Origin of the sequence: Marinobacter flavimaris (assembly GCF_045057155.1) — a bacterium.
In the GTDB taxonomy this organism is placed as follows: Bacteria; Pseudomonadota; Gammaproteobacteria; order Pseudomonadales; family Oleiphilaceae; genus Marinobacter; species Marinobacter manganoxydans.
On sequence record NZ_CP171359.1, the window covers coordinates 1,431,107 to 1,457,713 of the forward strand.

The window sequence follows — 26,607 nt, forward strand, 5'->3', positions numbered from 1 at the left end:
TCAATGGTATTTCAGCGGAGCCCGGCAACCGCTTTCTCGCCCATCAGACGCATGAATACGGCAACACCCAGGCCCCAGAAACCGTTGAGGAGCAAGCCGCCCACCCAGGTCTGGGCCGAGACATCTAGCCCTTTCAGGGGGAATACAACCAGCATGGCGACTGCTGTGGGACCTACAGCCCCTACAATGACATGCCCCAGCCAGAACTTCACCCCTGCCAGGCGCCCAAGAATCAGCCACAACAACATTCCCCAAAGGCCACCAAAGAACGCCAGTGACACAACCTGGGGCACACCCAGCGGCGGCACCGGTGACAGGTTGAAGGGCGCTGCGGGCACGATGCCCCCAAGCCAGAACAGTGCGAACAGGCCCTGATGAAACACCAGGGTTGCGAGAAAACCACTTGCAAACGCCTTGAACCAAACCATGAACAATCCTCTGTTGGTATGAATAGTCGGCCTTAACCCGTTGATTCTGCGTAGCTCATTGAACAACTGCAACCAATGTTAACAGTTTTGAGCGCTCGTTCTACTTTCCCGGCAACACCGGTAAATCCGTCTTCACGGCCAATCGTTTGTCATACTGCTTGGGGCACACTGGCAGGCAGAGCAAGAAAACGATTTCCGGAGGTTCGAATTGATCACCTTTTTAACAGTCTTGAGCATCCTGCTTGTCCTGTTCAGCGGCTTTGTCTGCTGGCAGGTTCTTGAACAGCGCAAAGTGATCGCCCGAATGATGGAGAACGACGATATCGCAGATTCCGAGCAGGAACCGGAGCTGGTTATTACGCTTCGGGTACTGGATCCGATTGCCCTGGCCAAGCGGGAGTCACGCTCTGCCCGAGTGCTTGCCGACAAACTCCCCGTGATGGTTCGCAAAATGGTGTACCAGGAAGTGATGAAAGAACTTGAGGAAGAGATGACAGAGCGCGAAATCGACGTGGATATGCAGATTGAGTATCGATGATCGCAATGTGTGAATGGAGGGCCCCATCATGAACCTGGCCGCAATCGTATTGTTGCTGCTACTGGCCTTTTGCGGATTCTGCATCGCCTACTGGCAGCTGCTGCTCTGTCGCCGTGAAGCACGGATTCTCAATTCCCACCGTGTGTCGGCGCACAGTGCCATCCAGAAAAGCAGAATGGATCTTCTCGAGGTCCGGAACCGGGCGCGGTTGCTGGAGGACTCGGTTTCGGGTGGCGCGAGCGCCGTAGAAAAGCTGCACAAAGCAATCTCGAACACGACTTTCGGGCTGATTGATCTGTTCTCGAAGGATGAAGAGTTCCGGCAGACTGCCCGCAAAGCTCGGGCCACCCATGACCAGAAGAGTCAACAGATCTACAAGACCGTGCGCACAACCAACAAGGCCCTGCACATCCTCGCCGATACCCTGATCATCGGGAAAGCAGAAAGGCGGCTCGCCTCCCGCAAGAGCGGCAAGGCTCAGGGTTCCGACGACGGTCAATGAAATTCGGGGGTTAACGCCTTTCCAGGCATTTCAGAACCACGTCGACTGTCACCACCAGTGATTCGAGCGAAGCAGCCTTCTCAAGGCCCTCCGAGTTGGCCCGATAAAGATGGGGTGTCATGGCCAGGAGATCGGCGATGCTGTCCTGGTCCGGAAGACTCAACGGGAACCTTAGCACGGTCGAATCCAGGGTCCGGAAGCCCTCGGGATCAACTATCTCAGTGTCTGCGGGTGGTTTCAGTTCGGGATAAATGATTTCACGCAGTTCCCGAAGATGGTCTGCACCGGCATCCACCTGCATCACCTTCCCGCCAGTCTTGAGCACTCTGGCGAACTCGCTGTAAACCGGAAAACCGAACAGGCAAAGCACGAGATCCAGGGATTCTGGCAGTATTGGCAGGTTGGCATTGCTGCCAACCACCCACCGGGTCTGTTTGTCCTGTTTGGCCGCGGCCAGAACCGCCCACTTGGAGATGTCGACGCCGATCATGGAGATATCTCTGGCGCCAGCCAAGCTCGCGAGGTGTCGAAGGTAATAACCTTCACCAGAGCCTGCGTCCAGAATCGATCCAGTGCCCTCGCTCGGGAGCCACTGCAATACCTGATTGCTCACAGCCTCGGCGATCTTTGTGTAGAACCCTGCATTCAGAAACCGTTGTCTGGCTGCGACCATTTCCTTGCTATCACCCGGGTCCAGGGAACGTTTCTTTTGAACGGGTAACAGATGCACGTAGCCCTGCCGGGCAACGTCGAAGCTGTGTCCGTTCTCGCAACGCCAGGTCTTTTCGCTGGGCGCCAGTGGGCAGCCGTCCAGTGGGCAGGCTAAGGCATCAAACGGCATTGTGGTCATGGTTTGTATATCCGGTTCAACCGTGGGGGTCAGATATCATGGCAGGTATTCTGGCTTCACCCAAAAGAAAAAGGCACCCGAAGGTGCCTTTTCTCAAGCCAGGCAGAAAGTTACAGAACTTTCTTCAGCTCTTCTTCAAGCTGCGGAACGGCTTCGAACAGGTCCGCTACCAGACCATAATCAGCAACCTGGAAGATCGGTGCTTCTTCATCCTTGTTGATCGCAACGATCACCTTGGAATCGGACATACCGGCCAGATGCTGGATGGCACCGGAAATACCCACAGCGATGTACAGCTGCGGAGCAACAATCTTACCGGTCTGGCCAACCTGCATGTCGTTCGGCACGAAACCGGCATCGACAGCAGCACGGGATGCGCCAACCGCAGCACCCATCAGATCGGCTACCTGCTCCAGCATCTTGAAATTGTCACCGTTCTGCATGCCGCGACCACCGGAAACCACGATACCGGCGCTTGCCAGATCAGGGCGGTCGGACTTGGCCAGCTCTTCGCTAACGAACTGGGACAGGCCAGCGTCTTTTACAACGTCCAGCTGTTCAACGGCAGCGGAGCCACCTTCAGCAGCAACCGGGTCGAACGCAGTCGGACGAACAGTAACGACTTTGATGCTGTCACTGGATTTTACAGTGGCAATGGCGTTACCAGCGTAGATCGGGCGAACGAAGGTGTCTTCGGACTCCACGCGCATGATGTCGGAAACCTGGGCAACGTCCAGCAGCGCAGCAACGCGCGGCATGAAGTCTTTGCCCACGGTGCCAGCGGCGGCGAGAATATGGCTGTAGCCCTTGCCTACTTCGGCAACCAGCTCACCCAGGTTTTCGCCCAGGAAGTGACCATAAGCGGCGTTATCGGCAACCAGTACCTTGCTAACGCCTTCGGCCTTGGCAGCTGCTTCAGCAACGGCACCACAGTTCTCACCGGCAACCAGTACGTCGATGTCTCCGCCGATGGCCTTGGCAGCCGCTACAACATTCAGGGTAGCCTGTTTCAGGCTGCTGTTGTCATGTTCAGCAATTACAAGGATGCTCATTTAGATCACCTTCGCTTCGTTCTTCAGTTTATCGACCAGCTCGGCAACGTCGGCCACTTTCACACCCGCCTGACGGGAAGCAGGCGCTTCAACCTTCAGGGTGGAAAGGCGCGGAGCGATGTCGACACCCAGATCGGCCGGGCTCATGTTGTCCAGCGGCTTCTTCTTCGCCTTCATGATGTTCGGCAGAGAAGCGTAGCGCGGCTCGTTCAGACGCAGGTCGGTAGTGACAACCGCAGGCAGGTTCAGAGCAACGGTCATGAGACCACCGTCTACCTCGCGGGTTACGTTAACCTTGTCGCCCTCAACAACCACTTCGGAAGCGAAAGTACCCTGACCCATGCCGGTCAGCGCGGCCAGCATCTGGCCAGTCTGGTTGTTATCGGAATCGATGGACTGCTTGCCAAGAATGACCAGCTTCGGCTCTTCTTTCTCAACAACAGCCTTGAGCAGCTTGGCCGCTTCGAGAGACTGAACCTCCTCGTCCGTTTCGACGTGGATACCACGGTCAGCACCCAGCGCCAGCGCAGTACGGATCTGCTCCTGGGAGGCTTTCGGGCCAATGGATACCACCACGATTTCACTGGCAACACCCTTCTCTTTCAGGCGAACGGCTTCTTCTACCGCGATTTCGCAGAACGGGTTCATTGCCATCTTGACGTTGGCGAGGTCAACACCGGTGTTGTCCGGCTTGACGCGCACCTTTACGTTGTAGTCGATTACTCGTTTTACAGCGACCAGAACCTTCATAGATTCCTCGTTCTTCTACGATGGGTTTATGACTTGCAGTCCTCGCGCAGAGCCTGCCGAAATTCAATGCGCACTAATGATGGAGGCAACACACGGCAGAATCAATAGCCTCAAACGACGCGCCAGGACTGAACTTTCAGCCAATTCCCCGGTATTGACCGGGGACGGCAATGAGACGATACTAGATTTCGACTCAAAACACACCATGTTTCAGTGTGCTCTTACAATGCCAAAGGACAGGGCGAATTTCAAACAAACGTTTGTTTGATTCTTCAAATACGGTATCCTTTTGGTTATGCAAGTCGGGACAAACGGCTTGGGGCAGTCGTCTATAGGCACTTTTACCGGTATGATGGCGGCCCAGAATAATTGGCCTGCGGGCACATAATATCCATTAAAGATGTTTGAGGAGACCAACGTGGAACGCGAATCGATGGAATTTGATGTTCTGATCGTCGGCGGCGGCCCGGCGGGCCTGTCGGCAGCGTGCCGTGTCATGCAACTGGCACAGGAAGCTGGCGAGGAACTCACCGTATGCGTTGTAGAGAAAGGTTCTGAGATCGGCGCCCACATTCTGGCCGGTACCGTATTCGAGCCCACTGCCCTCAACGAACTCTTCCCGGACTGGAAAGAGAAAGGTGCTCCGCTCAATACACCGGTTACCCGTGACGACATTTTCCTGCTGAAGAACCAGGACAGCGCCACCAAGATCCCGAATGCGTTTGTGCCCAAGAACATGCACAACCATGGCAACTACATTATCAGCCTGGGCAACCTGTGCCGCTGGCTTGCCGAACAGGCCGAACAGCTTGGCGTTGAGGTGTATCCCGGCTTTGCCGCGTCCGAAACCATTATTGAAGACGGTCAGGTAAAAGGGATCATTACCGGCGATATGGGCGTGGCCCGCGACGGTTCCGAAAAAGACGGCTACATGCCAGGCATGGAACTGCGCGCGAAGTACACGCTGTTCACCGAGGGCTGCCGCGGTCACCTGGGCAAGCGCCTGATCAACGAGTTCAAGCTTGATGAAGGCAAAGACCCGCAGCACTACGGTATCGGTATCAAGGAACTGTGGGATATTGATCCGGCCAAACACGAGCCGGGCCTCGTAGTTCATACCACCGGCTGGCCCCTGAAAGAAACTGGCTCCACCGGTGGCTCTTTCCTGTATCACCTCGAGAATGGCCAGGTATATGTGGGCTTGATCACCGATCTGTCTTACAGCAACCCGCATCTGAGCCCGTTTGAGGAATTTCAGCGGCTGAAGCTGCATCCGGAAATCAAGAAACACCTGGAAGGCGGCAAGCGCGTTTCCTACGGCGCCCGTGCAATTACCAAGGGTGGCTACAACGCTCTGCCCAAGATGAGCTTCCCGGGTGGTCTCCTGCTGGGCTGTGATGCGGGCACGCTGAACGGTTCCAAGATCAAGGGCTCCCACACCGCCATGAAGTCCGGCATGTTGGGCGCCGAGGCAGTTTTCGAAGCGCTGAAGGACGGCAAGAGCGGCGAAGAGATCAGCAGCTTCCAGAAGAAATTTGAAGACAGCTGGCTGTTCAAGGAGCTATACGCAGAGCGTAACTTCGGCCCGGCGATGCACAAGTTCGGCAATATAGTCGGTGGCGCCATCGCCTACTTTGAGCAGAACATCCTGCGCGGCAGCCTGCCGATTACCTTCCACGATACCACTCCGGATTATGCCACCATGAAGCCGGCAGCCGAGTGCAAGAAGGTGACCTATCCCAAGCCGGATAACACCCTGACCTTCGATCGTCTGTCCTCGGTGTTCATTTCAAACACCAACCACGAGGAAGATCAGCCGGTTCACCTTAAACTGACCGATCCGGAACTTCCGATCCGCGACAACCTGCCGAAATACGATGAGCCTGCGCAGCGCTACTGCCCGGCTGGTGTTTATGAAGTTGTCGAGAAAGACGATGGCGGCGGAAAGCGCTTCCAGATCAACGCCCAGAACTGTGTTCACTGCAAGACCTGCGACATCAAGGATCCTGCACAGAACATTAACTGGGTAACTCCGGAAGGGGGCGGTGGCCCGAATTATCCGAACATGTAAGTCCGGATTCCGGTAGAAAACGGCCCCTCGCGGGCCGTTTTTTTTGGCATAAAAAAACGGCTCCCGAGGGAACCGTTTTTCGTTGCGCTTCAGAAAAGCTTAGTGAGCGTGGCCGTGCTCTTGCTCTTCGTCAGTCGCGTCGCGAGCTTCTACCACTTCTACGTCGAAGTGCAGAGTCTGGCCAGCGAGCGGATGGTTGGCGTCGATGGTGACGGTTTCGTCGCCAACTTCTACCACACGAACGACCTGGGGGCCGCCCGGGGTCTGCGCCTGGAACTGCATGCCCGGCTCGATGGTATCGACGCCTTCAAATGCAGAACGCGGAACCGGCTGGATCAGCTCTTCGTTAACTTCGCCGTAGCCTTCAGCAGGTTCTACAGAAACCTTAACCTGATCGCCTGCGTTCTTTTCGTTCAGTGCACTTTCCAGTCCACCGATAATGTTCTGTGCACCTTCCAGGTAAGACAGAGGCTCACGACCTTCTACACGGGAGGAATCAAGCTGCTCTCCCTGATCGTTGGTGAGCGTGTAATGGATGGTGACAACACGAGGTTGGGCCATGTGATCTCCTTGCGTGTCCGCAATGACTGTTTAATTGATTTAGGCAATCGAAAGTGATCGTGAACAGCCAGACTGAACAGAGGGACTAACGACCACCGGGCCTCGTTAGAGAGCCAGGCTCATAACAAGTATGAAAACACAGTTTAACAACTGAGCTAATGCGTTTTCTACCGTAATTCTGGGGCCGTGGTACGGGTTTTCAACCACCCTGCCCGATTTTGCAGAAAATTCCGTGGCTGAATACCCCAAGAACCGGGTGTCCGTCTTCATTCCGTTCCACAACATGCTCCGCCAGGTCGTAATAGGCTGCGGTTACCAGTCGCGCTTCGACCCCATGGCGAACCTTTACCACGGGTCTTGGCTCATCGGAGCCCGGATAGGTAGTCACTTCCAGTGGATGGTCCTGGCCAATCTCGAGGGTTTCGCCGACATTGGTGGTCAGGGAAATGACCTGACGGTCGCTCTCTCCAGTCACGGTCAGGGAATGGGCGAGCAACGGCGCATCCTCGACTTGGATGCGCCACTTTTCAACGGGCGTCACCAGGTAGTATTCGCCGTCGCTTTCCCGGCGGAGAATGGTGGAAAACAGACGTACAATCGCTTCTCGAGCCAGCGGCTCGCCTTTGAAGATCCACTGACCATCGCGGCTGATGCGAAGATCCATATCCCCGGAAAGCTCGGGGTCCCACTGATCAATGGGTGGATTCCCGACCTTCTTCACGGTTTCCTCCACCTGCTTTGCAAGATTATCCGGATTCATGCTCATAACGGTGGCTCCCGGCCATCTGAATTACAACCCGCGCATCCACTCCGCGCGCAACGGTGCTGCACCGGGGTTGGTAATGGCGAGGTTTACCTGGTCCAGCATTTTCTGCTTGTCACGGCCCAGCGTGCCTTTCAGCACGAGGTAATTTGAAGCGTGATCACTGCGGAAGATGGTCTTATCCAGCTCAAGATGCTCCAGGAAGAGGCGTATCTCTTCAAAGAGCCCTTTTTGGGACAGCGGCACGAAATCGTCTCCGAAGCCCTCCCGGAAACGTTCTTCTCCCTGTGGGAAACTGACCACGAGGGTGGAAAGATAATCCGGCTGTGTCTCGTTGCAGAGCGTTGCGGTATTGATCGCGTGCTGGCGCGAAAGGTTTTCTCCGCCCAGCCCATTCAGCACCATGACAGAGCTCGTAAGACCCGCCTCACGGATTTTCAGCAGTGCCGAGCGGGTGGATTCCCAGGTTTCGCCCTTGTTGACCCGGCGCAGGATTTCATCATCGCCGGATTCCATACCGACATAGAGAATTTCAAGGCCTGCATCCTTCAGTTGAGCCAGTTCTTCTACGGTCTTTTTCGCGAGGTTGCGGGGCAGACAGTAGCTGGAAACCCGCTGAAGATCCGGAAAAGCCTCCCTGAGCTGACCCAGTATTTCCAACAGGCGACGGGTCGGCAATACCATGGCATCACCGTCTGCAAGAAAAACTCGGCGCACGCCACCCAGGCTGCGAGCCGCATTACGGATGTCCTGGAGCACATCTTCAGGCTTGCGGGCCCGGAATTTCTTTTGCGGCTGCGTATACATCTCGCAAAACGTGCACTTGTTCCAGGAGCAGCCGTTGGTGACCGGCAGGATCAGTGACTTGGCTTCACTGGGAGGCCGGAAGACCGGCTCCACGTAGTCGATTGGAAAGCTGTACATAGTCGGGCTCGGATTTGAGGATTCAGAAATTACTTACTGGCGATATCAGGGCAGAAACTGGGCTTTCAAGTCAGCGCAACCGGGACCGACTACTGGCATATCCAGCATGACGGCCTGGGAGGTCATGAACGGAATGCCCCGGCGGTGTGCGTCAACCAGAAGCGTGGCAAGCCCTCCCACCAGGGGCATGTGGGAAACGATCAACAGGGGTGATTCGTGATGCTCAATCAATGCATCAAGGCAGGCTGCCGGGTCGTCGTCCGGAGTGATAAACATCTTTTCTTCAACGGGACAATTGAGAATTTCGGAAACGATCACCGCCGTTTGCCTGGCCCGCACATAGGGGCTGCTCCAGACCAGCTTCGGTCGCCAGGGCGACTCCGCGATGCGAGCGGCAACCTCAGCCACGCCAAGCCGGCCGGCCTCTGTCAGTTCACGTTCCTGATCCAGCGTATGCCAGCCAGCTTCCCCATGGCGCATGATGAGCAGTTGCAAGGGCTCTCTCCTTTCCGGCCTGGTCCCGGTTCAGCGGGCCTGTTACTGGCTGATGGTCCGCGGCAGTATAAATTCTACGTCGGAATTCTGGACCGACATCATGAGGCTATTGATGACCGCCTTGATTGAAGCGTTGTCATAGAGGATCTCGTAAAGCCCACGAACCAGTGGCATGTAGATCCCGATGGCCTCGGCTTTCTGCTTGACGAGCTTCAGGGTATAGATACCTTCGGCCACCTGCCCGAGCTCCGCCACGGCATCGTCCAGTTTCTGGCCCTGGCCAACGGCATAACCCACTCGAAAGTTCCGGCTCTTGGATGAGGTGCAGGTCACGATCAGATCACCGACACCCGCCAGCCCCATGAATGTCATTGGGTTGGCGCCGAGGCTGACGGCAAACCGGCTCATCTCTGCAAGACCGCGGGTAATCAGCATGGCCTTGGCGTTCTCACCCATTTCCAGGGCGGAGGCAAGACCCGCAACAATCGCATAGATGTTCTTCAGTGCCCCGGCGAGTTCCACGCCATACACATCCACGTTCGCGTAAACGCGAAAATACTCGCACCCAAGGAGGTCCTGAACCGAGCGGCGTACATCCGGATCCTTGGCGGCAATAACAGTGGCGGTCAGATCCCGGTTTACGATTTCACCAGCCAGGTTGGGGCCACTGAGCACGCCAGTACGACAACGAGGGATCTCTTCCTGCAGAATCTCGCTCATCAGTTTGAAGCCGTGCTCTTCAATCCCCTTGGTGAGGCTGATGACAATTTGCTCGTCGCGGAATTTGTCGCTGTTCTCGCGGATAACGGCCCGAAAGGCTTTGCTCGGAATGGCAACAAAGACGATCTCGGCCTTGCTGACAGCGTCCGCCAGGTCTGTGGTGGGCTGAATGTCACCGGTCAGCTCAATGCCTGGCATGTAGCGGCTATTGATTCGGGTGCTGCGGATCTCTTCGGCCTGGGCTTTGCCACGCATCCAGAAATGAACACGGTGACCGTTTTCACCCAGCACCTTGGCCATGGCAGTACCAAAACTGCCACCGCCCAGAACCGCCACATCATGTACTGGCGCGGCTGCCTCAGTGTTCCGGGGCGTCGATTGTTCAGACATAGTTCTTCCGTTCTGTCAGATCAGGTGTGATACCGGCAATGTCGCACCAGGGCGGCGCAGTTAACCGGGCTCTTCACATTCCAGAGCGCGCACCAGATTCTTGAATTCTTCCCTGTTTCGGCTGTTCAGGCCCATCAGCACTTTATGGGCATCAAGAACCTTGTCTCGAACCTGTTGTTCGCTGGCCCTGAGTACGGGAATCTCTTCAAGCTCTTCAATTCGGGACGCGGGTTCTCGCACAATAATAAAGATCTTGTCGAAACCCATGGAAGTGATAATGCGGGTAATATCGGGATTGGTCGAAATAAGTGTGGGCAGGAAGTTGCTCTGTTTCTGGGCCGCCATCGCGATCTTGGCAAGCAGTCCGAGTGTGGTGCTGTCGATAATCTCGGTCTCGGTCAGGTCGATCACCACGGTCTTGAACTCCGGGTCCTGGGTGATGGACTCAACCAGATTGTCCAGCGTCGAACACAGGTTCAGCCGGATTTCCCCAATAAACTTCAGGACATAGATGCCCTGTTTTTCAGCTTGCAGGATCTTGTAACCAGCCATGTTTCACACTGCCACTAATTCGACGGGGTGTTATCTGATCCGTTCATGGTATCAGTTACCGATACGATAGCGATATCGTCCGGCAGCTCTGTGATCTGTTCCAGATGCAGAGCCTCGTTCAGAGAGGCGATAGTGTGACGACCTCCCGATACGAGTTCAAGTAGTGTCCGCTCCTTTTCATCCAGTCCCTTTTCCCGGATAACTTCCAGAATTCCATCCGAAAACAGGGTCAGATGAAACGGTTTGTTCAGGGGAACCTCATACACTTCCCATTCCGGCGTCTCAAACAGCCCTACCGGAAGCCCGCTTCCCTCGAGAAACGCAGCCTCCCCACCCTCAAAGGACAGGATAGGCATCGGGAAATGGGCGCCGACTGCATAATTCAATTTACGTTCGCTCAGGGAAATAATGCCAACGAATACGGTTACGTGTTTACCGAGGCCGGTATCCAGCAACTCGGAATTGATGCGTTCCAGGAATCGGTCCGGGTACAGGATATCTTCACTGGAGCCCCGGCGAAGGTTTCGCTGCAAGCGGTTGGTCAGGTTCTTCAGCAATACGGTTACAAACGCGGAACTGGCGCCATGGCCGGAGACATCGGCGATGTACACCAGAACCTTGTCGTCGGAAATACGGAAGTAATCCAGAAAATCACCGCTCAGGTACAGCGACGGCTTGATCATATGGTCCACGTGCAGGCCACTCATCACCTGTTCGTGCTCCGGAAGCATCCGTAACTGGACCTTTCGGCCGGCACGCTGGTCTGCCCGCAGCTCGGCGATGCCGTCCCGCAGGTCACGATTTGCCTCTTCAAGCTCCTGCCGGTAAAGCTGATTCAGCCGGTTGACCCGGACCCGGTCGAACAATTTCCCGATAACGTCGTCCAGTGCGCCCTTGTCGTCGTTGCAGGGTTTGAGGACAAAATCCGCCGCCCCGGCCCTGAGGGCGCTGACCACATCGGCGCTGGACTCGCTGGACGAACAGGCGACGATCGACGTGAATGTTTCGGCTTCTTCCAGGCGATTGGCGAGATCCCGGATGGACTCCGGAGGCAGGTCTGCAAAGATGACATCGGGAATGTTATCGTCAAAAAGCGCCTTGGCGCTGGCGAGATCCCGGTAGCCGGTCACGTAGAACCCCCTCGCTTCAAGGTAACGGGCGAGATCCGTACGGGCCTTTTCATCGGCGTCTATTATAAGTATGCGCTCGGTGCGCGAGGTCATGGCGACTGCCCTAAACTACCAGCGATAAACGATAAATTGGCTTGATTAAGCCTATTCTGGCACGCCCCTGTGATATAACAAGGCCAAGTTCATGAAATCGGAGGATTCCATCTGATGCGACGTGCCGTAAACGATCTACTCGGAGCCTATGACAAGCTGATCATGGATCCGGTTCACGGAGGCATTCCGCTTTACCGGCACGAGATCCAGGTGATTGATCACCCACTGTTCCAGCGACTGCGAAACATCTGCCAGAACGACATCCTGAGCCTGGTCTTTCCCGGCGCAACCCATTCCCGCTTTCTGCACAGTATTGGTGTGATGCATGTGGGCACGCGCATGTTCCGCTCGATGATCGACGCCTACCTCAGGGAGCGCCAGCTCAGCGAGCAAACCGACCTGAGCCTGAGCCAGCTCGACGCCATCGACTATCTGGCCAAAACCATCCGGTTGGGCTGTCTTCTGCATGACAGCGGGCATTCAAGTTTTTCCCATCAGTTCACCCAGGCCCGGCGCATCCGGGAATTGATGTCCCGTCCCGGCCGCTTCCGGGATCTGTGGCGCGGCGTGGATTATTCCGCCTACCACCCGGAAGAACCCGATGAGCTGGAACACGAGCATTATTCCGTGCGTGTCGCCCACGATGTGCTCATGGCGGTGGACCTGGAAAGTGCCGGGCTTTTCGCGCGGGACGTTATCGGAATTATGGAAACGACAGAGGTAAAACCCAGTGAGACGTTCTGTCGTCACGCCCGCACATTCTGGGCCTTTATTGCGGGAGAGGATGCCGCGGCGGGATCACCGCTCAGCGAAAACATACCCGGGCTGGTGATGGATCTGTTGTCATCGATTGTATCCGGCGAAATTGACGCTGACCGGGCCGATTACATGCTGCGGGACGGCTTCCACTCTTCGGTAACCATCGGCGGTTTCAACCTGGACCACCTTTTGAGCAACCTGCGTTTTGGATGGGATGTGTCCGAACCCTGGCTGGGGCTGGCCATAACCCAGAAAGGACTGGGGGCGCTCGAGGACTTTGTCTACAGTCGCCACCAGATGTACCGCAAGGTTTACGCCCACAAGACCGCGCTGGGCTTTGACTGGCTGCTTCGGGAAGCGATCAACGAAGTGCTCGATGACCCGGAGAACTTTGAATGGGTGGATACCTGCCTGAGCGACATGGCCTACTTTGCAGAACTGACCGACAACTTCTTCTGGGAGGCGTTTCGGAAAGTGGCCCGCAAGCACCCGAAGAGTTTCTCGTTCTGCATTGTAAACCGGGTGAAACTGAACCATCTGGATACCCGGGAAGACCTCTCAGCCAGGGGGATCGAACGTCATAGCGCATGGTTGGCCGAAGAGCTTTCTCTCAGCCCTGCCCAGGTAGTGACCTGTTCGATGCGGGCGCGCTTCTCGAACATTCAGGACAACTTTAACGGCATCAAGGTGCTCGTGCGCGAACCTATCCTCCGCACCCGGTCGTTGAAGAAGATCACCGACGTCAGCGCCTTCTTCAGCAAGTTCAGTGACGGCACCATCACGCATTTCTATACCCGGCCCGATGTGACCACCGGTAACCAGGAGTCTCTCACTGAGTAGTGGGAGCGGTCGTCAGTTCGGCAACCAGTCCGCAGGCACTGTCGAACGCGCCTTCTACCCGGCCGCCACTGAGCCAGTCGCCTGCGAGCCCGATCTTGTAATCCGGGAACCATAGATGGCCAGGGTGTTCTCCGCCTTCAGAACGCGCGTAGAGCCAGCGATGGGTAACCACTTCGTCCGGACCGGTATCGAAGCCGGTCGTTTCACGAAACGCAGCCAACAGTTTTTCGGCCACTTCCTCGGCTGGTGTATCCACATTGTCTTCGGTCCAGGCTGGGCTGGCGTGCAAAACCCACCACTGGCCCTCGTCGTCTCGACCGGGCTTGCTGGAGTTGTTGGCCACCCAGAACAGCGCCGGGTGCTTGCAGCGCATGCCTTCGTGATGCGGCCAGGGCGATACCGGGAAGTGGGCGGCAACGGCCCAGCATGGCAGAACCCGGCTCACCGGCTCGTCCAGGTGGGAGGCCAGAGCGTCGAGGCCGCTGTCCGCCAGCAAATCCCGAGCCTGTGCCGGAGGCGCGGTAACGATAACTGCATCAAAATCCCCGAGGTGCGAGCCGGCGGTGGAAAAGAGCGACCAGGACTGGTCGTTTCGGGCCAATCTGGCAACGCGTGTCTCGGTAACAACGTGAGCGTGTCCGGACAGGGCCCGGGTAATCGCTGTCATGCGGGGAATACCGACGTAACGGGTCTCCTCAGGGAAGGACTCCCATTTATCAGCATTCGTCTGGAAACCAAACCGGCCTTTCCACGGTCCGAAGCTTTCAGGGCCTGCAAATTTACGGAGAAACGGCAGGAAATCCGGGTTCCGGGAGGTGAAGTACTGCGCGCCCATATCCGCTGATCCGCCGGTTACCCGCTTCGCAGCGAGCCTGCCACCCGGTCCCCGGCTTTTTTCGAAGACCGTAACGTCATGGCCGAGACCGCGCAGCTGGATAGCGGCGGTCAGCCCGGAGAGGCCTGAACCGACAATGGCGATACGGCGTATAAGTGACGAATCAAAGGTTTGATTAAACATGGTTTATCGTGCATCCAATTACAGTAGTGAGATCGTACTACTCTCCATGAAACACCAGCGGCATCAAGACTGAGTGTGCGATCAAGATTCCATTAAAGAGAAAGGGCAATCAGGGTATGACCCGAATGCAACATTGGCTTACAAACATTCTGAGGTGGTTCGATTCCGAAGCAGGTTCGGATCACATAGACACCACGTCCCGATCATTCAATTTTTTACGCGTTATTCCGTTCATTGCGCTCCATCTGGCTTGCCTTCTGGCGTTTTACACCGGCGTAAGCGCATTCGCCATCGGATTCGCGATTGCTTTCTTCCTCGTGCGGATGTTTGCGATTACCGGATTCTACCATCGTTATTTTGCCCACAAGACGTTCAAGACCAGCCGGCCTGCCCAGTTTGTATTCGCGGTGCTCGGCGCCAGTGCGGCCCAACGCGGCCCGCTCTGGTGGGCTGCCCACCACCGCCATCATCATCAGCACTCCGATGATGTTCAGGACCTGCACTCGCCCCATCAGGGCGGATTTTGGTGGTCCCACATGGGGTGGTTCACCTGTGACGCCGGCTTTGCGACCGACGAACGTCGGATTCGGGACTGGCTGAAATTCCCGGAACTCAGGCTGATTAACCGGTTTGACGCTCTGGTACCGGCTCTCGCCGCCGTTGGTATTTACGGGCTGGGCGAGGCGTTGGCCGCGTGGGCTCCGGGGTTGGGGACCAACGGTCTGCAGATGCTTGTCTGGGGATTCTTCATTTCGACCGTCGTGCTGTTTCACGCCACGGTATCCATCAACTCTTTGTCCCATGTGTGGGGCAAGCGCCGATTTGAAACGTCGGACGACAGCCGAAACAACTTCTGGCTCGCCCTACTTACCCTGGGCGAGGGATGGCACAACAATCACCACCGCTGGCCGCAATCTGTTCGTCAGGGGTTCCGGTGGTATGAAATTGACATCACCTGGTATGGGCTATGGCTGATGTCGAAGCTTGGCATCATCTGGGAGCTCAACCCGATACCCAAGCACATTCAGGAAGAAACACGCGAACTGGATAAAATGAGGAGGAGCAGGCAATGACAACCGCCTCAAAGATCGAAGTAGGTACGCGTAATTCGGCGGTGCCGGCAACGCTCGATAATTTCAGAGCGCTGTTCAACGAACTCGACAAGGGTAATCTGAACAAGCTCTCCCGGGTCTACAGCGAGGATATCCGGTTCCAGGACCCACTGAGCACCGTATCGGGCCTGGATGAGCTGACCCACTATTTCGCCGGGGCTTATGCGAATGTCATCTCCTGTCGCTTTGAATTCGGTGAAGCCGTGGTTCACGGTGAGTTTGCCGCCTTGCCTTGGGTTATGCACCTTCGTCACAAGCGCCTTCGCAAGGGGCGTGAAGTCCAGGTGCAGGGCATCAGCCACCTCGAAATCCGGGACGGGATGGTGTGCTACCACCGTGATTACTTTGACGCCGGGGAAATGCTCTACGAAAACCTGCCGCTGATTGGCAGGGCCATTCGCTGGATCAAGGATCAGGCAGGATGAGTGATCGACTTCAGGAAACCTCGAATATCTGGATTACCGGCGCCAGTTCAGGCATTGGCGAATCCGTTACCCGTGCACTGGCACGCGGTGGTCACCGGCTTGTGATTACCGGCCGCCGACAGGGGGCTCTCGAAGAACTGGCCTCCGCAGCGCCAGACCGGATTATACCGGCGGCCGCAGACACCACCAGCAAAGAAGATCTCCAGACCATCGCAGGTACGCTGGAAAATCACGGCGACCTGAACATGGTGATACTGAACGCTGGCACCTGTGAATATCTGGAGATAGCGCACTACAGCAGTGACGTTATCGAGAAGAACATTCACACCAATGTGATTGGCACGGCGCGATGTCTCGATATTGCTCTGCCTGCCCTCAGGCGCAGCCGGGCTAAAGGCCAGCCGGCGACCCTCGTGATCGTCAGCTCTTCCGCCTGGTGGTTCCCTTTCGGCCGGGCTGAAGGCTACGGCGCTTCCAAGGCGGCGCTGACCTATTTTGCCCATGCACTCCGGGCAGACCTTGACGCCGAAGGGATCGACGTAGTGGTGGTTTCCCCCGGATTCGTCAAGACACCATTGACCGATCGGAACGATTTTCCAATGCCTTTTCTGGTTTCTGCAGAGGATGCGGCGGAGCGCATTGTCAGTGGTCTTGCGCGTGGCAAGAACGAGATTGCATTCCCCAAGCGCTTCACCTGGATGTTGAAAGCGCTGGGCGCCCTTCCCCGGCCCTTGATCGACCGTATGTCGGCCTCTATGGCCCGTAAAAGCAACACCGAACAGGAAAATAATGGATGAGTAGTGAGCGTCAGCGGATTGCTGTCATTGGGGCCGGCGTTTCCGGCCTCACGGCTGCCTGGCTTTTGGCCGAGAAACACGATGTTCAGGTTTTTGAAGCGGGTGACTATGCCGGCGGTCACACAAACACCGAACAGGTCGAAGCCGGTGGCCGGACCTGGCCGGTGAATACCGGCTTCATCGTATTCAACGACTGGACCTACCCGAATTTCATCAAACTGATGGAGCGGCTGGGAGTTCCATCGGAAGTCAGCGACATGAGCTTCAGCGTGGACTGCAGCAGCACCGGCCTGCAGTATAACGGCACCAGCCTGAATACCCTGTTTGCCCAGCGAAAGAATCTTTTCAACCTGCCGTTCCTGAAAATGGTGAGGGAGATTCTGCGCTTTAACAAGGAAACCCGTGCAGACCTTGAAGCCGGCAATATCAATAACGAAGAAACACTGGGGGAATACCTGAACCGGAACGGGTACTCCCGCTATTTCAGGAACTACTACATTGTTCCGATGGGTGCGGCGATCTGGTCAGCACCGGAAATCGTGCTGGAACAGTTTCCAATCCGGTTCTTCCTGCAGTTTTTCAACAATCACGGCATGCTGTCTGTGGATGACCGCCCGACCTGGCGGGTGATTTCCGGTGGGTCTGCCCAGTACGTGAAGAAGATGATGGAACGGCTGGGTGATGGCATGCACCTGAACAGCCCTGTCGACAGGGTTGTCCGCCATGAGGACGGTGTAACCGTGACTGTCAGGGGCGAAGAACACCACTTTGACCAGGTGATTTTTGGCTGCCACAGCGACCAGGCCCTTGCCATGCTCGCTGACGCGACCGACAAGGAACGGGACATACTCGGAGCCATGGCCTATCAGAACAACGATGTCGTGCTCCATACAGACAGCAGCGTGTTGCCGGACAATCGCCGGGCATGGGCTGCCTGGAACTACTTTATTCCGACCCACAGTACTGAACCGGTTTCTGTCACCTACAACATGAACATACTACAGAACTTCCATGATGCCCCGGAAACCTTCTGTGTGACCCTCAATCGCAGCCGAGATATCGACCCCGAAAAGGTGATCAAGCGCTTCGAATACGCCCATCCGGTATTCACACTGGACGCGGTGGCAGCCCAGGAACGCTACGACGAAATCGGTAACCAAAATCGAACCCATTTCTGTGGTGCTTACTGGTTCAACGGATTCCACGAAGATGGCGTTCGCAGCGCGTTGCGGGTCACCGAAGCGTTCGGGGTGGAGCTTTGACCGTGAACAGCCAATGGCTGGAGGGTACTGTCCGGCACAGGCGGAAGTACCCGGTGCAACACGAATTCAGCTACAGCACCGGCATGCTGGCCCTGGACACCGACGAGTGGAACCAGGTTTCCGATATCAGCCCGCTATTTTCCCTGGAACGTTTCAACTGGATGTCTCTGAAGCGCAGGGACTACTTCCGTCCGGAGACAGGCGACCTGTCCGGGGCTGTGCGTGACCACGTGGAACGGGCCACCGGCTGGCGTCCGGATGGCGAAGTCGAGCTGATTACTCATCCGCGCTACTTTGGTTACGTGTTCAATCCGGTCAGCTTCTATTTCTGCTACCGCGCCGGCGAGTGCCCGGCGGATGGCGTGGTTCCAAAGGTCATCGTTGCCCAGATTACCAACACCCCGTGGCATGACCGTCATGCCTATTGCCTGGAGACGACCGGCGCAGAGCCGAACCAGGCGGGCTGGCGCACCGAACAGTTTGGTTTTAGCAAACGCTTTCACGTGTCGCCGTTCAACGGCATGAACCAGCACTACGAGTGGACATTCAGTTTCCGGGGCCCTGATCTGAGAATTCACATGAATGTTCTGGAAGAGGGCCGCAAGCATTTTGATGCCACTCTGGTAGTCCAACGTACCCCTCTCACTCGTAAAGATGTGCACAGAAGTCTTCGAAAGTTTCCGCTCGAGGCATTCAAGGTTGTGGCAGGTATTTACTGGCACGCCCTGCGCCTCAAGCTCAAAGGTGCGCCGTTCTATACCCACCCGGACAAGCTTTCCGAAGACGATGCCGCCTACCGCCGTGGGCATGATGATTCCGGGCTGGATGTCACCAGCTCCGAGACCAATGACAAGATTCGTGGAAGGGTAAGCTCATGGAGAACCTGAATACTTCGGTTGAAAACACGTCATCCGACTCTGGCAGCCTTCCGGCGCTCAGCCGGTTTGCGAGGACCCTGGTGATTCAGCAGCTCCGCTTACTGGGCGAAGGCCAGTTGACGGTGAAGGAATCCGGGTTTGAAGACCTTGTATTCGGAGACGGCAATAGCCAGTACCAGCCGGCAGAGCTGATTATCCACGATCACAGCACCTGGCGGGACCTGCTGACGGGCGGAAGCGTTGGCGCAGCAGAAGCGTACGTTGCCGGGGACTGGTCGACGCCCGATCTGGTTGCCCTGCTCCGCTTCTTTACCCGCAACGTCGACCGTATGAATGAGTTTGAAGACCGGTTCAGCTGGGTTACCAAACCTGCCCTGAAAGGCCTGCACTGGCTGAACCGTAATACGAAAGAAGGCTCCCGGAAAAACATCAGCGCCCATTACGATCTGGGTAACGACCTGTTCGAGACCTTCCTCGACCCAACCATGATGTACTCGTCGGCGATCTATCCCAGCGCCGAATCGAGCCTTGAAGAAGCGGCTGTGCACAAACTGGACACCATCTGCCGGAAGCTGGACCTCCAGCCCGGGGACAAGGTGATTGAAATCGGCACCGGCTGGGGCGGCTTTGCGATCCATGCCGCCAAACACTATGGCTGTCATGTCACCACGACGACCATTTCCAGAGAGCAGCTGGAGCTCGCGAAAGAACGGGTCCAGAAAGAGGGGCTGGAGGACCAGATTACCCTACTGTTTGACGATTACCGGGATCTCGAGGGGCAATTCGACAAACTTGTTTCCATCGAGATGATTGAAGCCGTTGGTCCTCAGTTTCTCGACAGCTATTTCTCGCAGATTAACGCCCTGTTGAAGCCCGACGGGTTGGCTCTGGTGCAGGCCATTAACATGCCGGAGCAGCGATACCAGAGAGCTTTGAAAAACGTGGATTTTATCCAGCGATTTATCTTTCCAGGAAGCTTTATTCCCTCTTTCGGAGCCATCCTCGAATCGGTTCGAAAAGAAAGCAAGCTGGTACTCACCCATGCCGAGGATACCGGCTTCCACTATGCCAGGACCCTTCACGACTGGTGCGACCGGTTCATGGCCCAGCGGGACAAGCTTGAATCGATGGGTTACGACGAAGCTTTTCGGCGCCTGTGGCACTTTTACTTTGCCTACTGTGAAGCGGGCTTCAGCGAGCGGGCCATTGGCGTTGCGCAGCTGGTGTTCGCCAAGCCCGGCAACAAACGCGAGAACATCTTGAGCGTATGATCGCGTCCGAAACTGCCCGTAACGTTCTTAATTTCCTGCTGTTCCAGGCAGGCTGGTTTGCCTGCGTGTTTTATCCCGGACTGATCGGCGCCGGGATCGTAGTGATCTTTCTGGTGCTGCATTTTGTCCTGGTTAGCCAGAACCGGATGACCGAGCTTCAGTTCATCGGCCTGGGAACCGTCGTCGGCTCAGTTCTGGACGGCATCTGGTTCCGGACCGGCATTCTGGACGACGGCTCCGGACAAGTGATGCTCACTCCCCCTTGGCTTGTCGCCATCTGGGCCATCTTCATGACGACTCTGAGCCATTCCCTCGACTGGATCAGCAAGAAAGCCTGGCTGCCCTTCGTACTTGCGCCCTTTGCCGGCCCCTTCGCCTATTGGTCGGCGAGCCAGCTCGGTGCAGTGCAGCTGCCAGACTTGCTGCCATCGCTGATTGCACTCGGGTTTGGCTGGCTGGTTGTCTTCCCGCTGCTGCTTTTCGCCCGCAAAACGCTTTACCCGGAGCTGGTTCGATGAAACGCGCTACCTGGTCAGTTTACGTGGCGCTGTTGGCAGTCGCAGGGCCGGCCGCGGCCGCAGATTTCAGTTTCATCGGTACCGCAAGCACGGGAGACGGCAACGTCATTTACGAAGAGCGCCATTCCGTTGATGGTACCTGTGAGGAAGGCGTATTCCGGCCCCGGCAACACGAGGTGACCTACTTCAAACCGGACGCGGACGAGTCATTCGCCCGCAAAGACCTTGAATACGAGGTTTCAGTACTGCGTCCGTCCGTAGACTTCGTTCAGCCGACATTCAGTGAAGAAATGCAGATCACCTACCCTGCACCCGACACTTTGGTGATCGACTGGCAGACGCCAGGCGGCGATTCAGAGCAATTCGAGGTGACATACCCGGAAACTACCGTTGTGGATGCCGGGTTCGATAACTTCGTACGTCAGAATTGGCAGAGTGTTGTGGCTGGCGAGCCGGTTGAATTCCGGTTTCTTGGACCTACCCGGGGCGAGCATTATGGTTTCGTTCTGGAACGGGTCGAGAACGACCGGGTGAATGCTGACCATGTCGTACAGATACGCCCTACCGGCATGGTGCTGCGTTTCCTGGTCGACCCCATCGTGCTGGGTTACAGCAACTCGGGTGCCCTTTCCGACTATCTGGGCCTCACCAATATCCGGAAAAACCAGGATGAAAACTACACCGCCCATATCCGCTATAAAGTGAATACCACCCCGGATTGTGAACTGACCCCCTGAAACTGTCGCCCCTGCCAAGGCAGACCCCGGGGGTCAGTATGGTAAACTCCGACGGGAATCAACGCCGGAGAGTATTTTGAAATGATGTTCGTCTCTTTCAACGTCAACAGTATCCGCACCCGCCTGCACCAGCTTGAAGCCGTAATAGACGCCCTCGCACCGGATTTTATCGGCCTTCAGGAAACCAAGGTTCAGGACGACGACTTTCCGGTAGAAGCAATCCGGGACCTTGGCTACCACGTGCATTTCCACGGGCAAAAAACCCACTATGGCGTTGCCCTGCTCTCAAAAGCGGAGCCGGAGGAGGTTGTCAAAGGCTACCCGTGGGATGGTGAGGATTCCCAGCGCAGGCTGATTACCGGCCATTTCACGGTCAATGGCGAAAAGCTGACGGTGATCAACGGCTATTTTCCCCAGGGTGAAAGCCGTGACCATCCGGTGAAGTTTCCTGCCAAGGAGAAGTTCTACGGGGATCTGATGCGTTACCTGGACGAGCTCAAGAAAGCGGGCGGCTACGTGGTGGTGATGGGGGATATGAACATCTCTCCAACCGATAAAGACATTGGCATTGGCGCCGACAACGCCAAACGCTGGCTACGAACCGGTAAATGCTCTTTCCTCCCGGAGGAACGGGAATGGCTGGGCCAGGTCGAGTCTCGCGGTTATACCGATGTGTTCCGGCACCTTCATCCTGATGAAGCGGACACTTTCAGCTGGTTTGACTACCGCAGCAAGGGTTTCGAGCGAGACCCCAAGCGTGGTCTGCGGATTGATCTGATCATGGCCAGTGACAGCCTGCTGCCCAAAGCCCGGAAAGCGGGTGTTTCCTACGACATTCGAGCCATGGAAAGGCCGTCCGACCACTGTCCGGTCTGGGCGAGCTTCGAGCTCTAGGGGCTGGCCCGGCGCGATATGAAAAAAATCAAAACCCGCGACCGTATACTCCAGACCAGCCTGGCGCTGTTTAACACCGTCGGCGAACCCAATGTCACCACCCTGCTGATCTCTGATGAGATGGATATCAGCCCGGGTAACCTCTATTACCACTTCAAGAGCAAAGGCGATATTGTCGAGGAAATCTTCGATCAGTACGAACACGACATGGTCGACTTGTTGGCGGTTCCGGAAGACGCCGACATCAGCCTCGACCAGCAGGGGTTCTTTCTGCACCTGCTGTTCGAGACCGTAGCCCGCTACCGGTTCCTCTATCAGGATCTGGTGAACGTGTTGTCCCGGTACGATCAGCTGCAGGTACGATTCAAGCGCATCCAGAAAAAGAAAAGACTGGCTTTCAAGACGATTTGCGAGAGCTTTCGACGCCAGGGCATTATGGCGATTGAGCAGGAAGAGCTTGATTCTCTTTGTGAGCAGTTGACGCTAACCGCCTGTTATTGGAGTGCTTTCGATACGCTCTCTCACCTGGATGACCGGGAGGCAGTGGATCCGGGGCGGGGTGTTTACCAGATGATGCACCTGGTGCTGCCCTACCTTGCGCCGGCCGACCGGGAGGAAGCCCGGCTGATGAGCCGGGATTATCTCTGAGCCGTAACGTTATTCTTCGTCGTCACCGGCACGTTTCCGCAGGCGGGCAAGTTCTGATTCAAGGGCTTCAATACGCCGCTCCATAGATTCGATTTCTTCACGGCGATGTATGCCCAGACGTCTCAGGGCACCGGACACCCGTTCATCAAACATGTGCTCAAGCCGATCCCAGGTGCCAGTGGCTCGCTCCCGAACCCCTTCAACCCGATCTTCCACGGACTTGATCTGCTTTTCGACGACGCCCCGGGTTTTGTTCTCGAGCTGCTCACCTTCCTGCACAAGACGCTCGAAGAAACGGCCAGTATCTTCCTCGGCTTTGGTATAGGCGCCCAACCCGGCCAGCCAGATCTGGCGGGCTGAACCCTTGATTTTTGCCGCCAGTTGCGGATCATTCTCCGGCTTATTGTCGTTCTCGTCAGACATGTACAACCTCGGGAGTGCGGATAGTTCTTTCTAACCGCCATTGTATTACAGCTTGGCCCGGATTTCAGTCGGCCTGGAACCCGCGCAACGAAAGGCGGCAGTATAAAGACGCATCCGATATGAAAAAATGTTTTCAAACGAAAGTGAGTCTCGCTTGAAGTGTTCAAAATATAGTCAATACTTCCCAATACCGGCGTCCCTGCTGATGCCGGTTTGTCTGGAAGTCTTTCATGGATACTACTCGCACGCCTCTGCCCGGCATCCTTTGCCGGGCTTTTTTTTGTTATTATTGCCCCAAGATATATGCTTATTCCAAAATGAAAGTCTATAAAATTCGGAGTATCAGATGATTGAAATTGCGTGGAGTAACTTCACCCCCTGGTCAGCGTTGGCGGGTGGCATACTGGTGGGCATAGCTGCCGCCAGCTTTCTGCTTCTCAACGGGCGGATTGCAGGCATCAGTGGCATTCTTGGCGGACTTCTTTCACCGGCAAAAGGCGATATTGCCTGGCGCGTGGCGTTCCTTGCCGGACTGATTGGTGCACCGGCAGTCTGGGTACTGGCTACAGAGCTTCCCCCTATCGAAATCGAGGCCGGCTATCCCGCGCTCATTGTTGCGGGGCTGTTGGTGGGGATCGGCACCCGATATGGTTCCGGCTGTACCAGTGGACACGGGGTTTGCGGTCTGTCCCGCCTATCGCTGCGCTCGCTGGCAGTCACGATGAGCTTCATGGCTGCCGGATTTGTCACCGTGTACGTGATTCGTCACCTGATGGGGGTGTGACGCCATGAAATTTTCTCTTGCTTCTCTGTTTGCTGGCCTTGTCTTCGGAATGGGGCTTATCGTTTCCGGCATGGCCAATCCTGAAAAGGTGCTCGGCTTCCTTGATATCGCAGGCCTTTGGGATCCTTCACTGGCGTTTGTGATGGGCGGCGCCATCATGGTGGGTGTGGTCGCGTTTGCTGTTGCCCGCAAGCGCACCCTTTCCTTCCTCGGGTTCCACATGAAAATGCCCACCAGTGCCCATATCGATAAACGATTGGTACTCGGGGGTCTTATGTTCGGCGTTGGCTGGGGTATCGCCGGCTTCTGCCCCGGGCCGGGACTGGTCGCGCTCGGTGCCGGTGAAACCAAGGCGGCGGTGTTTGTTGCGGCCATGGTTGCGGGCATGGGCATTTTCGAAGTCATTGAGCGCAACCGTGCGAAAGTGTAAGTATTTTCTGTAAATTTACCCGCCGCCATTCTGACACAGCCCGGGGGCTGTGCGATCATGGCGGCAGCTCCACCACCCGATTCGGAGAACGACATCCATGGATATCAGAAAAATCGACGACAACATTTCGGTAGCCCCGCAGATTTCCATTGAAGACGTGGCAGAAGCCGCGAAGCTGGGGTTCAAGACTCTCGTAGCAAATCGCCCTGACCACGAAGAGCCGGGCCAGCCTGCCATGGCGGATATTGAAGCCGCCGCCAGGGAACAGGGCCTTGAGTGGGTATACATGCCGGTGGAGTCGGGAAACATCACTGACGACGACGTAAACCGCTTCGCGCCGATGATCCGGGACGCCGAAAAACCCGTACTGGCATTCTGTCGTTCCGGGACCCGCTGCACCGTGCTCTGGGCTCTGAGCGCGGCCAGAAACACATCAGCCGATGAGATTTTTACCAAAGCACGCAACGCCGGTTACGACATTTCCGGCCTTGCACCAAGAATGGCGCAGCAGGCCGCCGACAAAGGCTGACACTGCCACCGCCTAACCAACGTTCAGGATCTACCGCATGCAATACAAAGGTTCAGAGAATTTCAGCCACAACCAGTCTGACCGATTGGGAGTGCTGGTTACCAACCTGGGGACACCGGATGCGCCAACAACCTCGGCCCTCCGTCGCTACCTGGCTGAATTTCTCTCGGACCCCCGGGTGGTCGAATTGCCGCGGCCGCTCTGGTGGCTGATCCTTCACGGTGTGATCCTGAGAATTCGTCCCAAGCGAAGCGCAGAGGCTTACTCAAGCGTCTGGCAGCCGGAGGGCTCTCCCCTGCTGCTGCACACTGCAAAGCAGGCTGAGGGTATCCGAGAGGCACTCAAGCGCAAGTACGGCCCTAACGTGGTCGTCGGCTTTGCGATGCGCTACGGCAACCCCTCAATTTCCCGGGTTCTTGATGAGATGCAGGAACAGGGCGTACGGAAACTGCTGGTTCTGCCACTTTACCCCCAATACTCCGCGTCGACCTCGGCCTCCACCTTCGATGCCATTGCCAAGGATTTCTCGAAACGGCGCTGGCTGCCCGATTTCCGTTTCATTTCTCACTACCCGGATTATCCTCCGTACATTGAAGCCATGGCGCGCCATATAGAGGCGCACTGGGCCAACCATGGACGCAACCAGAAGCTGGTATTTTCCTACCATGGCGTGCCGCTCAAGTACCTGACCAAGGGCGATCCTTATCACTGCGAGTGCCACAAAACGTCTCGCCTGCTGGCTGAGCGGCTGGGCCTGAGCAAAGAGGACTACATGACCACGTTCCAATCCCGCTTTGGCAAGGAAGAGTGGCTCAAGCCCTACACGGATGAAACCCTGAAGTCCCTGCCAGGCAAAGGCGTCAAATCCATCGACGTATTCTGCCCCGGCTTTTCATCCGATTGCCTCGAAACCATTGAGGAAATCGACGAAGAAAACCGTGAGTACTTCATGGAGGCCGGCGGTGAAGGGTTCAGCTACATCACAGCGCTGAACGCCACACCCGGGCACATCGAAGCCCTGGTAAAACTGATCGAGGAAAATCTGGAAGGCTGGCAGGTGCCAAAGAACGAGCCAGAGGCTCTGGCAGCTCGCCAGCAGCGGGCAGACGAGCAGAAAGAAGCAATCTATCCGGGCCGGGATCTCTGATCCGCCCCCGAGTTATAGCCGGGGCTGCGTCAGCTGCCCCGGTTTCCCTCCTTGCCTTCAAAGCCCTCTGAAAGATCCGGTACAGACTGACAGAACGTGCATTCGCCCGTATCAACGGCGGCGCCGCCAGCCTCCACATAACGCACCTTATGGCTCGCCCTGCCCCGATTTGCGGACACGGAAAACTTGCGGTTCCGGCGTTAGGCCGAACCGGTATCAGATGTTTGATGATTCTGAAATTCGCCCATAACACCCTCTCATAGTCTCTGTGCAAGGATAATGAGGGTTAACTGGCTTCAAACCAAGTAGGGATAAC

General features: G+C 56.3%; 31 protein-coding genes. 18 read left to right on the forward strand and 13 right to left on the reverse strand.

All coding sequences use genetic code 11. The annotated features are described in order from the left end of the window. Positions 1-11: 11 nt before the first annotated feature. Entirely contained in the window at positions 12-428 is a 417-nt protein-coding gene (locus tag ACGK9W_RS06610; RefSeq protein ID WP_014577128.1) for a hypothetical protein, read from the reverse strand. A gap of 208 nt (positions 429-636) precedes the next feature. Here ACGK9W_RS06610 and ACGK9W_RS06615 point away from each other — a divergent pair, with 208 nt between their 5' ends. Both ACGK9W_RS06615 and ACGK9W_RS06620 read left to right on the forward strand, forming a co-directional pair. Continuing rightward, positions 637-966, forward strand: a complete 330-nt coding sequence (locus ACGK9W_RS06615) for a hypothetical protein (protein ID WP_041645222.1) — start codon at positions 637-639, stop codon at positions 964-966. A 28-nt stretch (positions 967-994) separates the two neighbouring features. Continuing rightward, complete coding sequence (locus ACGK9W_RS06620) at positions 995-1,468, forward strand: hypothetical protein (protein ID WP_273071137.1); 474 nt, start codon at positions 995-997, stop codon at positions 1,466-1,468. Positions 1,469-1,478: 10 nt separating this feature from the next. On the opposite strand, the gene ACGK9W_RS06625 is transcribed toward ACGK9W_RS06620, so the two are convergent. From ACGK9W_RS06625 to ACGK9W_RS06635, 3 genes are all read right to left on the reverse strand, one after another. Next, positions 1,479-2,318 carry a putative RNA methyltransferase gene (locus ACGK9W_RS06625; RefSeq protein ID WP_273071138.1) on the reverse strand — a complete coding sequence of 280 codons (840 nt, stop codon included), beginning with the start codon at positions 2,316-2,318 and terminating at the stop codon, positions 1,479-1,481. A 110-nt stretch (positions 2,319-2,428) separates the two neighbouring features. Then, entirely contained in the window at positions 2,429-3,370 is a 942-nt protein-coding gene (locus ACGK9W_RS06630) for an electron transfer flavoprotein subunit alpha/FixB family protein (protein WP_273071140.1), read from the reverse strand. Next, a complete protein-coding gene (locus ACGK9W_RS06635) occupies positions 3,371-4,120 on the reverse strand; it encodes an electron transfer flavoprotein subunit beta/FixA family protein (RefSeq protein WP_008171627.1) in 750 nt (249 codons plus the stop codon). 418 nt (positions 4,121-4,538) lie between these two features. On the opposite strand from ACGK9W_RS06635, the gene ACGK9W_RS06640 reads away from it, so the two are divergent. Further along, entirely contained in the window at positions 4,539-6,191 is a 1,653-nt protein-coding gene (locus tag ACGK9W_RS06640; protein ID WP_092033721.1) for an electron transfer flavoprotein-ubiquinone oxidoreductase, read from the forward strand. Positions 6,192-6,290: 99 nt separating this feature from the next. Here ACGK9W_RS06640 and ACGK9W_RS06645 read toward each other — a convergent pair whose 3' ends face one another. The 7 genes from ACGK9W_RS06645 to ACGK9W_RS06675 all read right to left on the reverse strand — a co-directional run bounded on the left by ACGK9W_RS06645 (position 6,291) and on the right by ACGK9W_RS06675 (position 11,819). Next, positions 6,291-6,752 (reverse strand): peptidylprolyl isomerase, encoded by a 462-nt coding sequence (locus tag ACGK9W_RS06645; protein WP_008171631.1) that lies wholly within the window; start codon positions 6,750-6,752, stop codon positions 6,291-6,293. Positions 6,753-6,951: 199 nt separating this feature from the next. Then, positions 6,952-7,518 carry a DUF1285 domain-containing protein gene (locus ACGK9W_RS06650; protein ID WP_405419831.1) on the reverse strand — a complete coding sequence of 189 codons (567 nt, stop codon included), beginning with the start codon at positions 7,516-7,518 and terminating at the stop codon, positions 6,952-6,954. A 24-nt stretch (positions 7,519-7,542) separates the two neighbouring features. Beyond that, positions 7,543-8,439 carry a radical SAM protein gene (locus ACGK9W_RS06655; RefSeq protein ID WP_014577135.1) on the reverse strand — a complete coding sequence of 299 codons (897 nt, stop codon included), beginning with the start codon at positions 8,437-8,439 and terminating at the stop codon, positions 7,543-7,545. Positions 8,440-8,484: 45 nt separating this feature from the next. Continuing rightward, positions 8,485-8,934, reverse strand: coding sequence for a histidine phosphatase family protein (locus tag ACGK9W_RS06660; protein ID WP_008171639.1), 450 nt, complete (start codon positions 8,932-8,934; stop codon positions 8,485-8,487). A 42-nt stretch (positions 8,935-8,976) separates the two neighbouring features. Then, positions 8,977-10,044 carry an NAD(P)H-dependent glycerol-3-phosphate dehydrogenase gene (locus ACGK9W_RS06665; protein ID WP_008171642.1) on the reverse strand — a complete coding sequence of 356 codons (1,068 nt, stop codon included), beginning with the start codon at positions 10,042-10,044 and terminating at the stop codon, positions 8,977-8,979. A 60-nt stretch (positions 10,045-10,104) separates the two neighbouring features. Beyond that, positions 10,105-10,596: an STAS domain-containing protein gene (locus ACGK9W_RS06670; RefSeq protein ID WP_008171643.1), complete on the reverse strand. Its 492-nt coding sequence runs from the start codon at positions 10,594-10,596 to the stop codon at positions 10,105-10,107. Positions 10,597-10,610: 14 nt separating this feature from the next. Continuing rightward, positions 10,611-11,819, reverse strand: coding sequence for a PP2C family protein-serine/threonine phosphatase (locus ACGK9W_RS06675; RefSeq protein WP_053115348.1), 1,209 nt, complete (start codon positions 11,817-11,819; stop codon positions 10,611-10,613). Between the two features lie 114 nt (positions 11,820-11,933). On the opposite strand from ACGK9W_RS06675, the gene ACGK9W_RS06680 reads away from it, so the two are divergent. Then, on the forward strand, positions 11,934-13,418 hold the full coding sequence (locus ACGK9W_RS06680; protein WP_092032525.1) for an HD domain-containing protein: 1,485 nt from the start codon (positions 11,934-11,936) through the stop codon (positions 13,416-13,418). Here ACGK9W_RS06680 and ACGK9W_RS06685 read toward each other — a convergent pair. After that, positions 13,408-14,436 (reverse strand): NAD(P)/FAD-dependent oxidoreductase, encoded by a 1,029-nt coding sequence (locus tag ACGK9W_RS06685; protein WP_405419838.1) that lies wholly within the window; start codon positions 14,434-14,436, stop codon positions 13,408-13,410. The two genes, ACGK9W_RS06680 and ACGK9W_RS06685, sit on opposite strands and share 11 nt — an antisense overlap. A 116-nt stretch (positions 14,437-14,552) precedes the next feature. Here ACGK9W_RS06685 and ACGK9W_RS06690 point away from each other — a divergent pair, with 116 nt between their 5' ends. From ACGK9W_RS06690 to ACGK9W_RS06735, 10 genes are all read left to right on the forward strand, one after another. Next, positions 14,553-15,509, forward strand: coding sequence for an acyl-CoA desaturase (locus tag ACGK9W_RS06690; protein ID WP_053115351.1), 957 nt, complete (start codon positions 14,553-14,555; stop codon positions 15,507-15,509). Further along, the gene (locus ACGK9W_RS06695) at positions 15,506-15,973 is read left to right on the forward strand and encodes a nuclear transport factor 2 family protein (RefSeq protein WP_053115352.1); all 468 of its coding nucleotides are present in this window, start codon (positions 15,506-15,508) and stop codon (positions 15,971-15,973) included. The genes ACGK9W_RS06690 and ACGK9W_RS06695 overlap by 4 nt, the downstream gene beginning before the upstream one ends. Further along, positions 15,970-16,770: an SDR family NAD(P)-dependent oxidoreductase gene (locus ACGK9W_RS06700; RefSeq protein ID WP_405419842.1), complete on the forward strand. Its 801-nt coding sequence runs from the start codon at positions 15,970-15,972 to the stop codon at positions 16,768-16,770. The genes ACGK9W_RS06695 and ACGK9W_RS06700 overlap by 4 nt, the downstream gene beginning before the upstream one ends. Then, entirely contained in the window at positions 16,767-18,032 is a 1,266-nt protein-coding gene (locus ACGK9W_RS06705; RefSeq protein WP_053115354.1) for an NAD(P)/FAD-dependent oxidoreductase, read from the forward strand. The genes ACGK9W_RS06700 and ACGK9W_RS06705 overlap by 4 nt, the downstream gene beginning before the upstream one ends. A 2-nt stretch (positions 18,033-18,034) precedes the next feature. Further along, a complete protein-coding gene (locus tag ACGK9W_RS06710; RefSeq protein WP_405419845.1) occupies positions 18,035-18,919 on the forward strand; it encodes a DUF1365 domain-containing protein in 885 nt (294 codons plus the stop codon). Next, complete coding sequence (locus tag ACGK9W_RS06715; RefSeq protein WP_405419848.1) at positions 18,907-20,181, forward strand: class I SAM-dependent methyltransferase; 1,275 nt, start codon at positions 18,907-18,909, stop codon at positions 20,179-20,181. Before ACGK9W_RS06710 ends, ACGK9W_RS06715 begins: the two co-directional genes overlap by 13 nt. Then, entirely contained in the window at positions 20,178-20,699 is a 522-nt protein-coding gene (locus ACGK9W_RS06720) for a DUF2878 domain-containing protein (protein ID WP_053115357.1), read from the forward strand. The genes ACGK9W_RS06715 and ACGK9W_RS06720 overlap by 4 nt, the downstream gene beginning before the upstream one ends. Further along, positions 20,696-21,436: a hypothetical protein gene (locus ACGK9W_RS06725; RefSeq protein WP_008171662.1), complete on the forward strand. Its 741-nt coding sequence runs from the start codon at positions 20,696-20,698 to the stop codon at positions 21,434-21,436. The genes ACGK9W_RS06720 and ACGK9W_RS06725 overlap by 4 nt, the downstream gene beginning before the upstream one ends. Positions 21,437-21,517: 81 nt before the next feature. Further along, positions 21,518-22,330, forward strand: coding sequence for an exodeoxyribonuclease III (gene xthA, locus ACGK9W_RS06730; protein WP_008171663.1), 813 nt, complete (start codon positions 21,518-21,520; stop codon positions 22,328-22,330). Between the two features lie 18 nt (positions 22,331-22,348). Continuing rightward, the gene (locus ACGK9W_RS06735; protein ID WP_008171664.1) at positions 22,349-22,978 is read left to right on the forward strand and encodes a TetR/AcrR family transcriptional regulator; all 630 of its coding nucleotides are present in this window, start codon (positions 22,349-22,351) and stop codon (positions 22,976-22,978) included. A gap of 9 nt (positions 22,979-22,987) precedes the next feature. Here ACGK9W_RS06735 and ACGK9W_RS06740 read toward each other — a convergent pair whose 3' ends face one another. Further along, on the reverse strand, positions 22,988-23,401 hold the full coding sequence (locus ACGK9W_RS06740) for a phasin family protein (RefSeq protein ID WP_008171665.1): 414 nt from the start codon (positions 23,399-23,401) through the stop codon (positions 22,988-22,990). Between the two features lie 346 nt (positions 23,402-23,747). Here ACGK9W_RS06740 and ACGK9W_RS06745 point away from each other — a divergent pair, with 346 nt between their 5' ends. The 4 genes from ACGK9W_RS06745 (at position 23,748) to hemH (ending at position 26,291) form a co-directional block, all read left to right on the forward strand. Continuing rightward, positions 23,748-24,185, forward strand: coding sequence for a YeeE/YedE family protein (locus ACGK9W_RS06745; protein WP_008171666.1), 438 nt, complete (start codon positions 23,748-23,750; stop codon positions 24,183-24,185). A 4-nt stretch (positions 24,186-24,189) separates the two neighbouring features. Then, the gene (locus ACGK9W_RS06750; RefSeq protein WP_008171667.1) at positions 24,190-24,615 is read left to right on the forward strand and encodes a YeeE/YedE family protein; all 426 of its coding nucleotides are present in this window, start codon (positions 24,190-24,192) and stop codon (positions 24,613-24,615) included. 97 nt (positions 24,616-24,712) lie between these two features. Continuing rightward, on the forward strand, positions 24,713-25,144 hold the full coding sequence (locus ACGK9W_RS06755; RefSeq protein WP_008171670.1) for a TIGR01244 family sulfur transferase: 432 nt from the start codon (positions 24,713-24,715) through the stop codon (positions 25,142-25,144). A gap of 37 nt (positions 25,145-25,181) precedes the next feature. Next, the gene (gene hemH, locus ACGK9W_RS06760) at positions 25,182-26,291 is read left to right on the forward strand and encodes a ferrochelatase (protein WP_014577152.1); all 1,110 of its coding nucleotides are present in this window, start codon (positions 25,182-25,184) and stop codon (positions 26,289-26,291) included. Positions 26,292-26,607 lie beyond the last annotated feature (316 nt).

Bases quoted from the DNA above. Each gene is read 5' to 3' on its own strand.
- ACGK9W_RS06610 (WP_014577128.1), bottom strand. From the start codon at position 428: ATGGTTTGGTTCAAGGCGTTTGCAAGTGGTTTTCTCGCAACCCTGGTG.
- ACGK9W_RS06620 (WP_273071137.1), top strand. From the start codon at position 995: ATGAACCTGGCCGCAATCGTATTGTTGCTGCTACTGGCCTTTTGCGGA.
- ACGK9W_RS06625 (WP_273071138.1), bottom strand. From the start codon at position 2,318: ATGACCACAATGCCGTTTGATGCCTTAGCCTGCCCACTGGACGGCTGC.
- ACGK9W_RS06630 (WP_273071140.1), bottom strand. From the start codon at position 3,370: ATGAGCATCCTTGTAATTGCTGAACATGACAACAGCAGCCTGAAACAG.
- ACGK9W_RS06635 (WP_008171627.1), bottom strand. From the start codon at position 4,120: ATGAAGGTTCTGGTCGCTGTAAAACGAGTAATCGACTACAACGTAAAG.
- ACGK9W_RS06645 (WP_008171631.1), bottom strand. From the start codon at position 6,752: ATGGCCCAACCTCGTGTTGTCACCATCCATTACACGCTCACCAACGAT.
- ACGK9W_RS06650 (WP_405419831.1), bottom strand. From the start codon at position 7,518: ATGAGCATGAATCCGGATAATCTTGCAAAGCAGGTGGAGGAAACCGTG.
- ACGK9W_RS06655 (WP_014577135.1), bottom strand. From the start codon at position 8,439: ATGTACAGCTTTCCAATCGACTACGTGGAGCCGGTCTTCCGGCCTCCC.
- ACGK9W_RS06665 (WP_008171642.1), bottom strand. From the start codon at position 10,044: ATGTCTGAACAATCGACGCCCCGGAACACTGAGGCAGCCGCGCCAGTA.
- ACGK9W_RS06670 (WP_008171643.1), bottom strand. From the start codon at position 10,596: ATGGCTGGTTACAAGATCCTGCAAGCTGAAAAACAGGGCATCTATGTC.
- ACGK9W_RS06675 (WP_053115348.1), bottom strand. From the start codon at position 11,819: ATGACCTCGCGCACCGAGCGCATACTTATAATAGACGCCGATGAAAAG.
- ACGK9W_RS06680 (WP_092032525.1), top strand. From the start codon at position 11,934: ATGCGACGTGCCGTAAACGATCTACTCGGAGCCTATGACAAGCTGATC.
- ACGK9W_RS06685 (WP_405419838.1), bottom strand. From the start codon at position 14,436: ATGTTTAATCAAACCTTTGATTCGTCACTTATACGCCGTATCGCCATT.
- ACGK9W_RS06690 (WP_053115351.1), top strand. From the start codon at position 14,553: ATGACCCGAATGCAACATTGGCTTACAAACATTCTGAGGTGGTTCGAT.
- ACGK9W_RS06695 (WP_053115352.1), top strand. From the start codon at position 15,506: ATGACAACCGCCTCAAAGATCGAAGTAGGTACGCGTAATTCGGCGGTG.
- ACGK9W_RS06700 (WP_405419842.1), top strand. From the start codon at position 15,970: ATGAGTGATCGACTTCAGGAAACCTCGAATATCTGGATTACCGGCGCC.
- ACGK9W_RS06705 (WP_053115354.1), top strand. From the start codon at position 16,767: ATGAGTAGTGAGCGTCAGCGGATTGCTGTCATTGGGGCCGGCGTTTCC.
- ACGK9W_RS06715 (WP_405419848.1), top strand. From the start codon at position 18,907: ATGGAGAACCTGAATACTTCGGTTGAAAACACGTCATCCGACTCTGGC.
- ACGK9W_RS06720 (WP_053115357.1), top strand. From the start codon at position 20,178: ATGATCGCGTCCGAAACTGCCCGTAACGTTCTTAATTTCCTGCTGTTC.
- ACGK9W_RS06725 (WP_008171662.1), top strand. From the start codon at position 20,696: ATGAAACGCGCTACCTGGTCAGTTTACGTGGCGCTGTTGGCAGTCGCA.
- xthA (WP_008171663.1), top strand. From the start codon at position 21,518: ATGATGTTCGTCTCTTTCAACGTCAACAGTATCCGCACCCGCCTGCAC.
- ACGK9W_RS06735 (WP_008171664.1), top strand. From the start codon at position 22,349: ATGAAAAAAATCAAAACCCGCGACCGTATACTCCAGACCAGCCTGGCG.
- ACGK9W_RS06740 (WP_008171665.1), bottom strand. From the start codon at position 23,401: ATGTCTGACGAGAACGACAATAAGCCGGAGAATGATCCGCAACTGGCG.
- ACGK9W_RS06745 (WP_008171666.1), top strand. From the start codon at position 23,748: ATGATTGAAATTGCGTGGAGTAACTTCACCCCCTGGTCAGCGTTGGCG.
- ACGK9W_RS06750 (WP_008171667.1), top strand. From the start codon at position 24,190: ATGAAATTTTCTCTTGCTTCTCTGTTTGCTGGCCTTGTCTTCGGAATG.
- ACGK9W_RS06755 (WP_008171670.1), top strand. From the start codon at position 24,713: ATGGATATCAGAAAAATCGACGACAACATTTCGGTAGCCCCGCAGATT.
- hemH (WP_014577152.1), top strand. From the start codon at position 25,182: ATGCAATACAAAGGTTCAGAGAATTTCAGCCACAACCAGTCTGACCGA.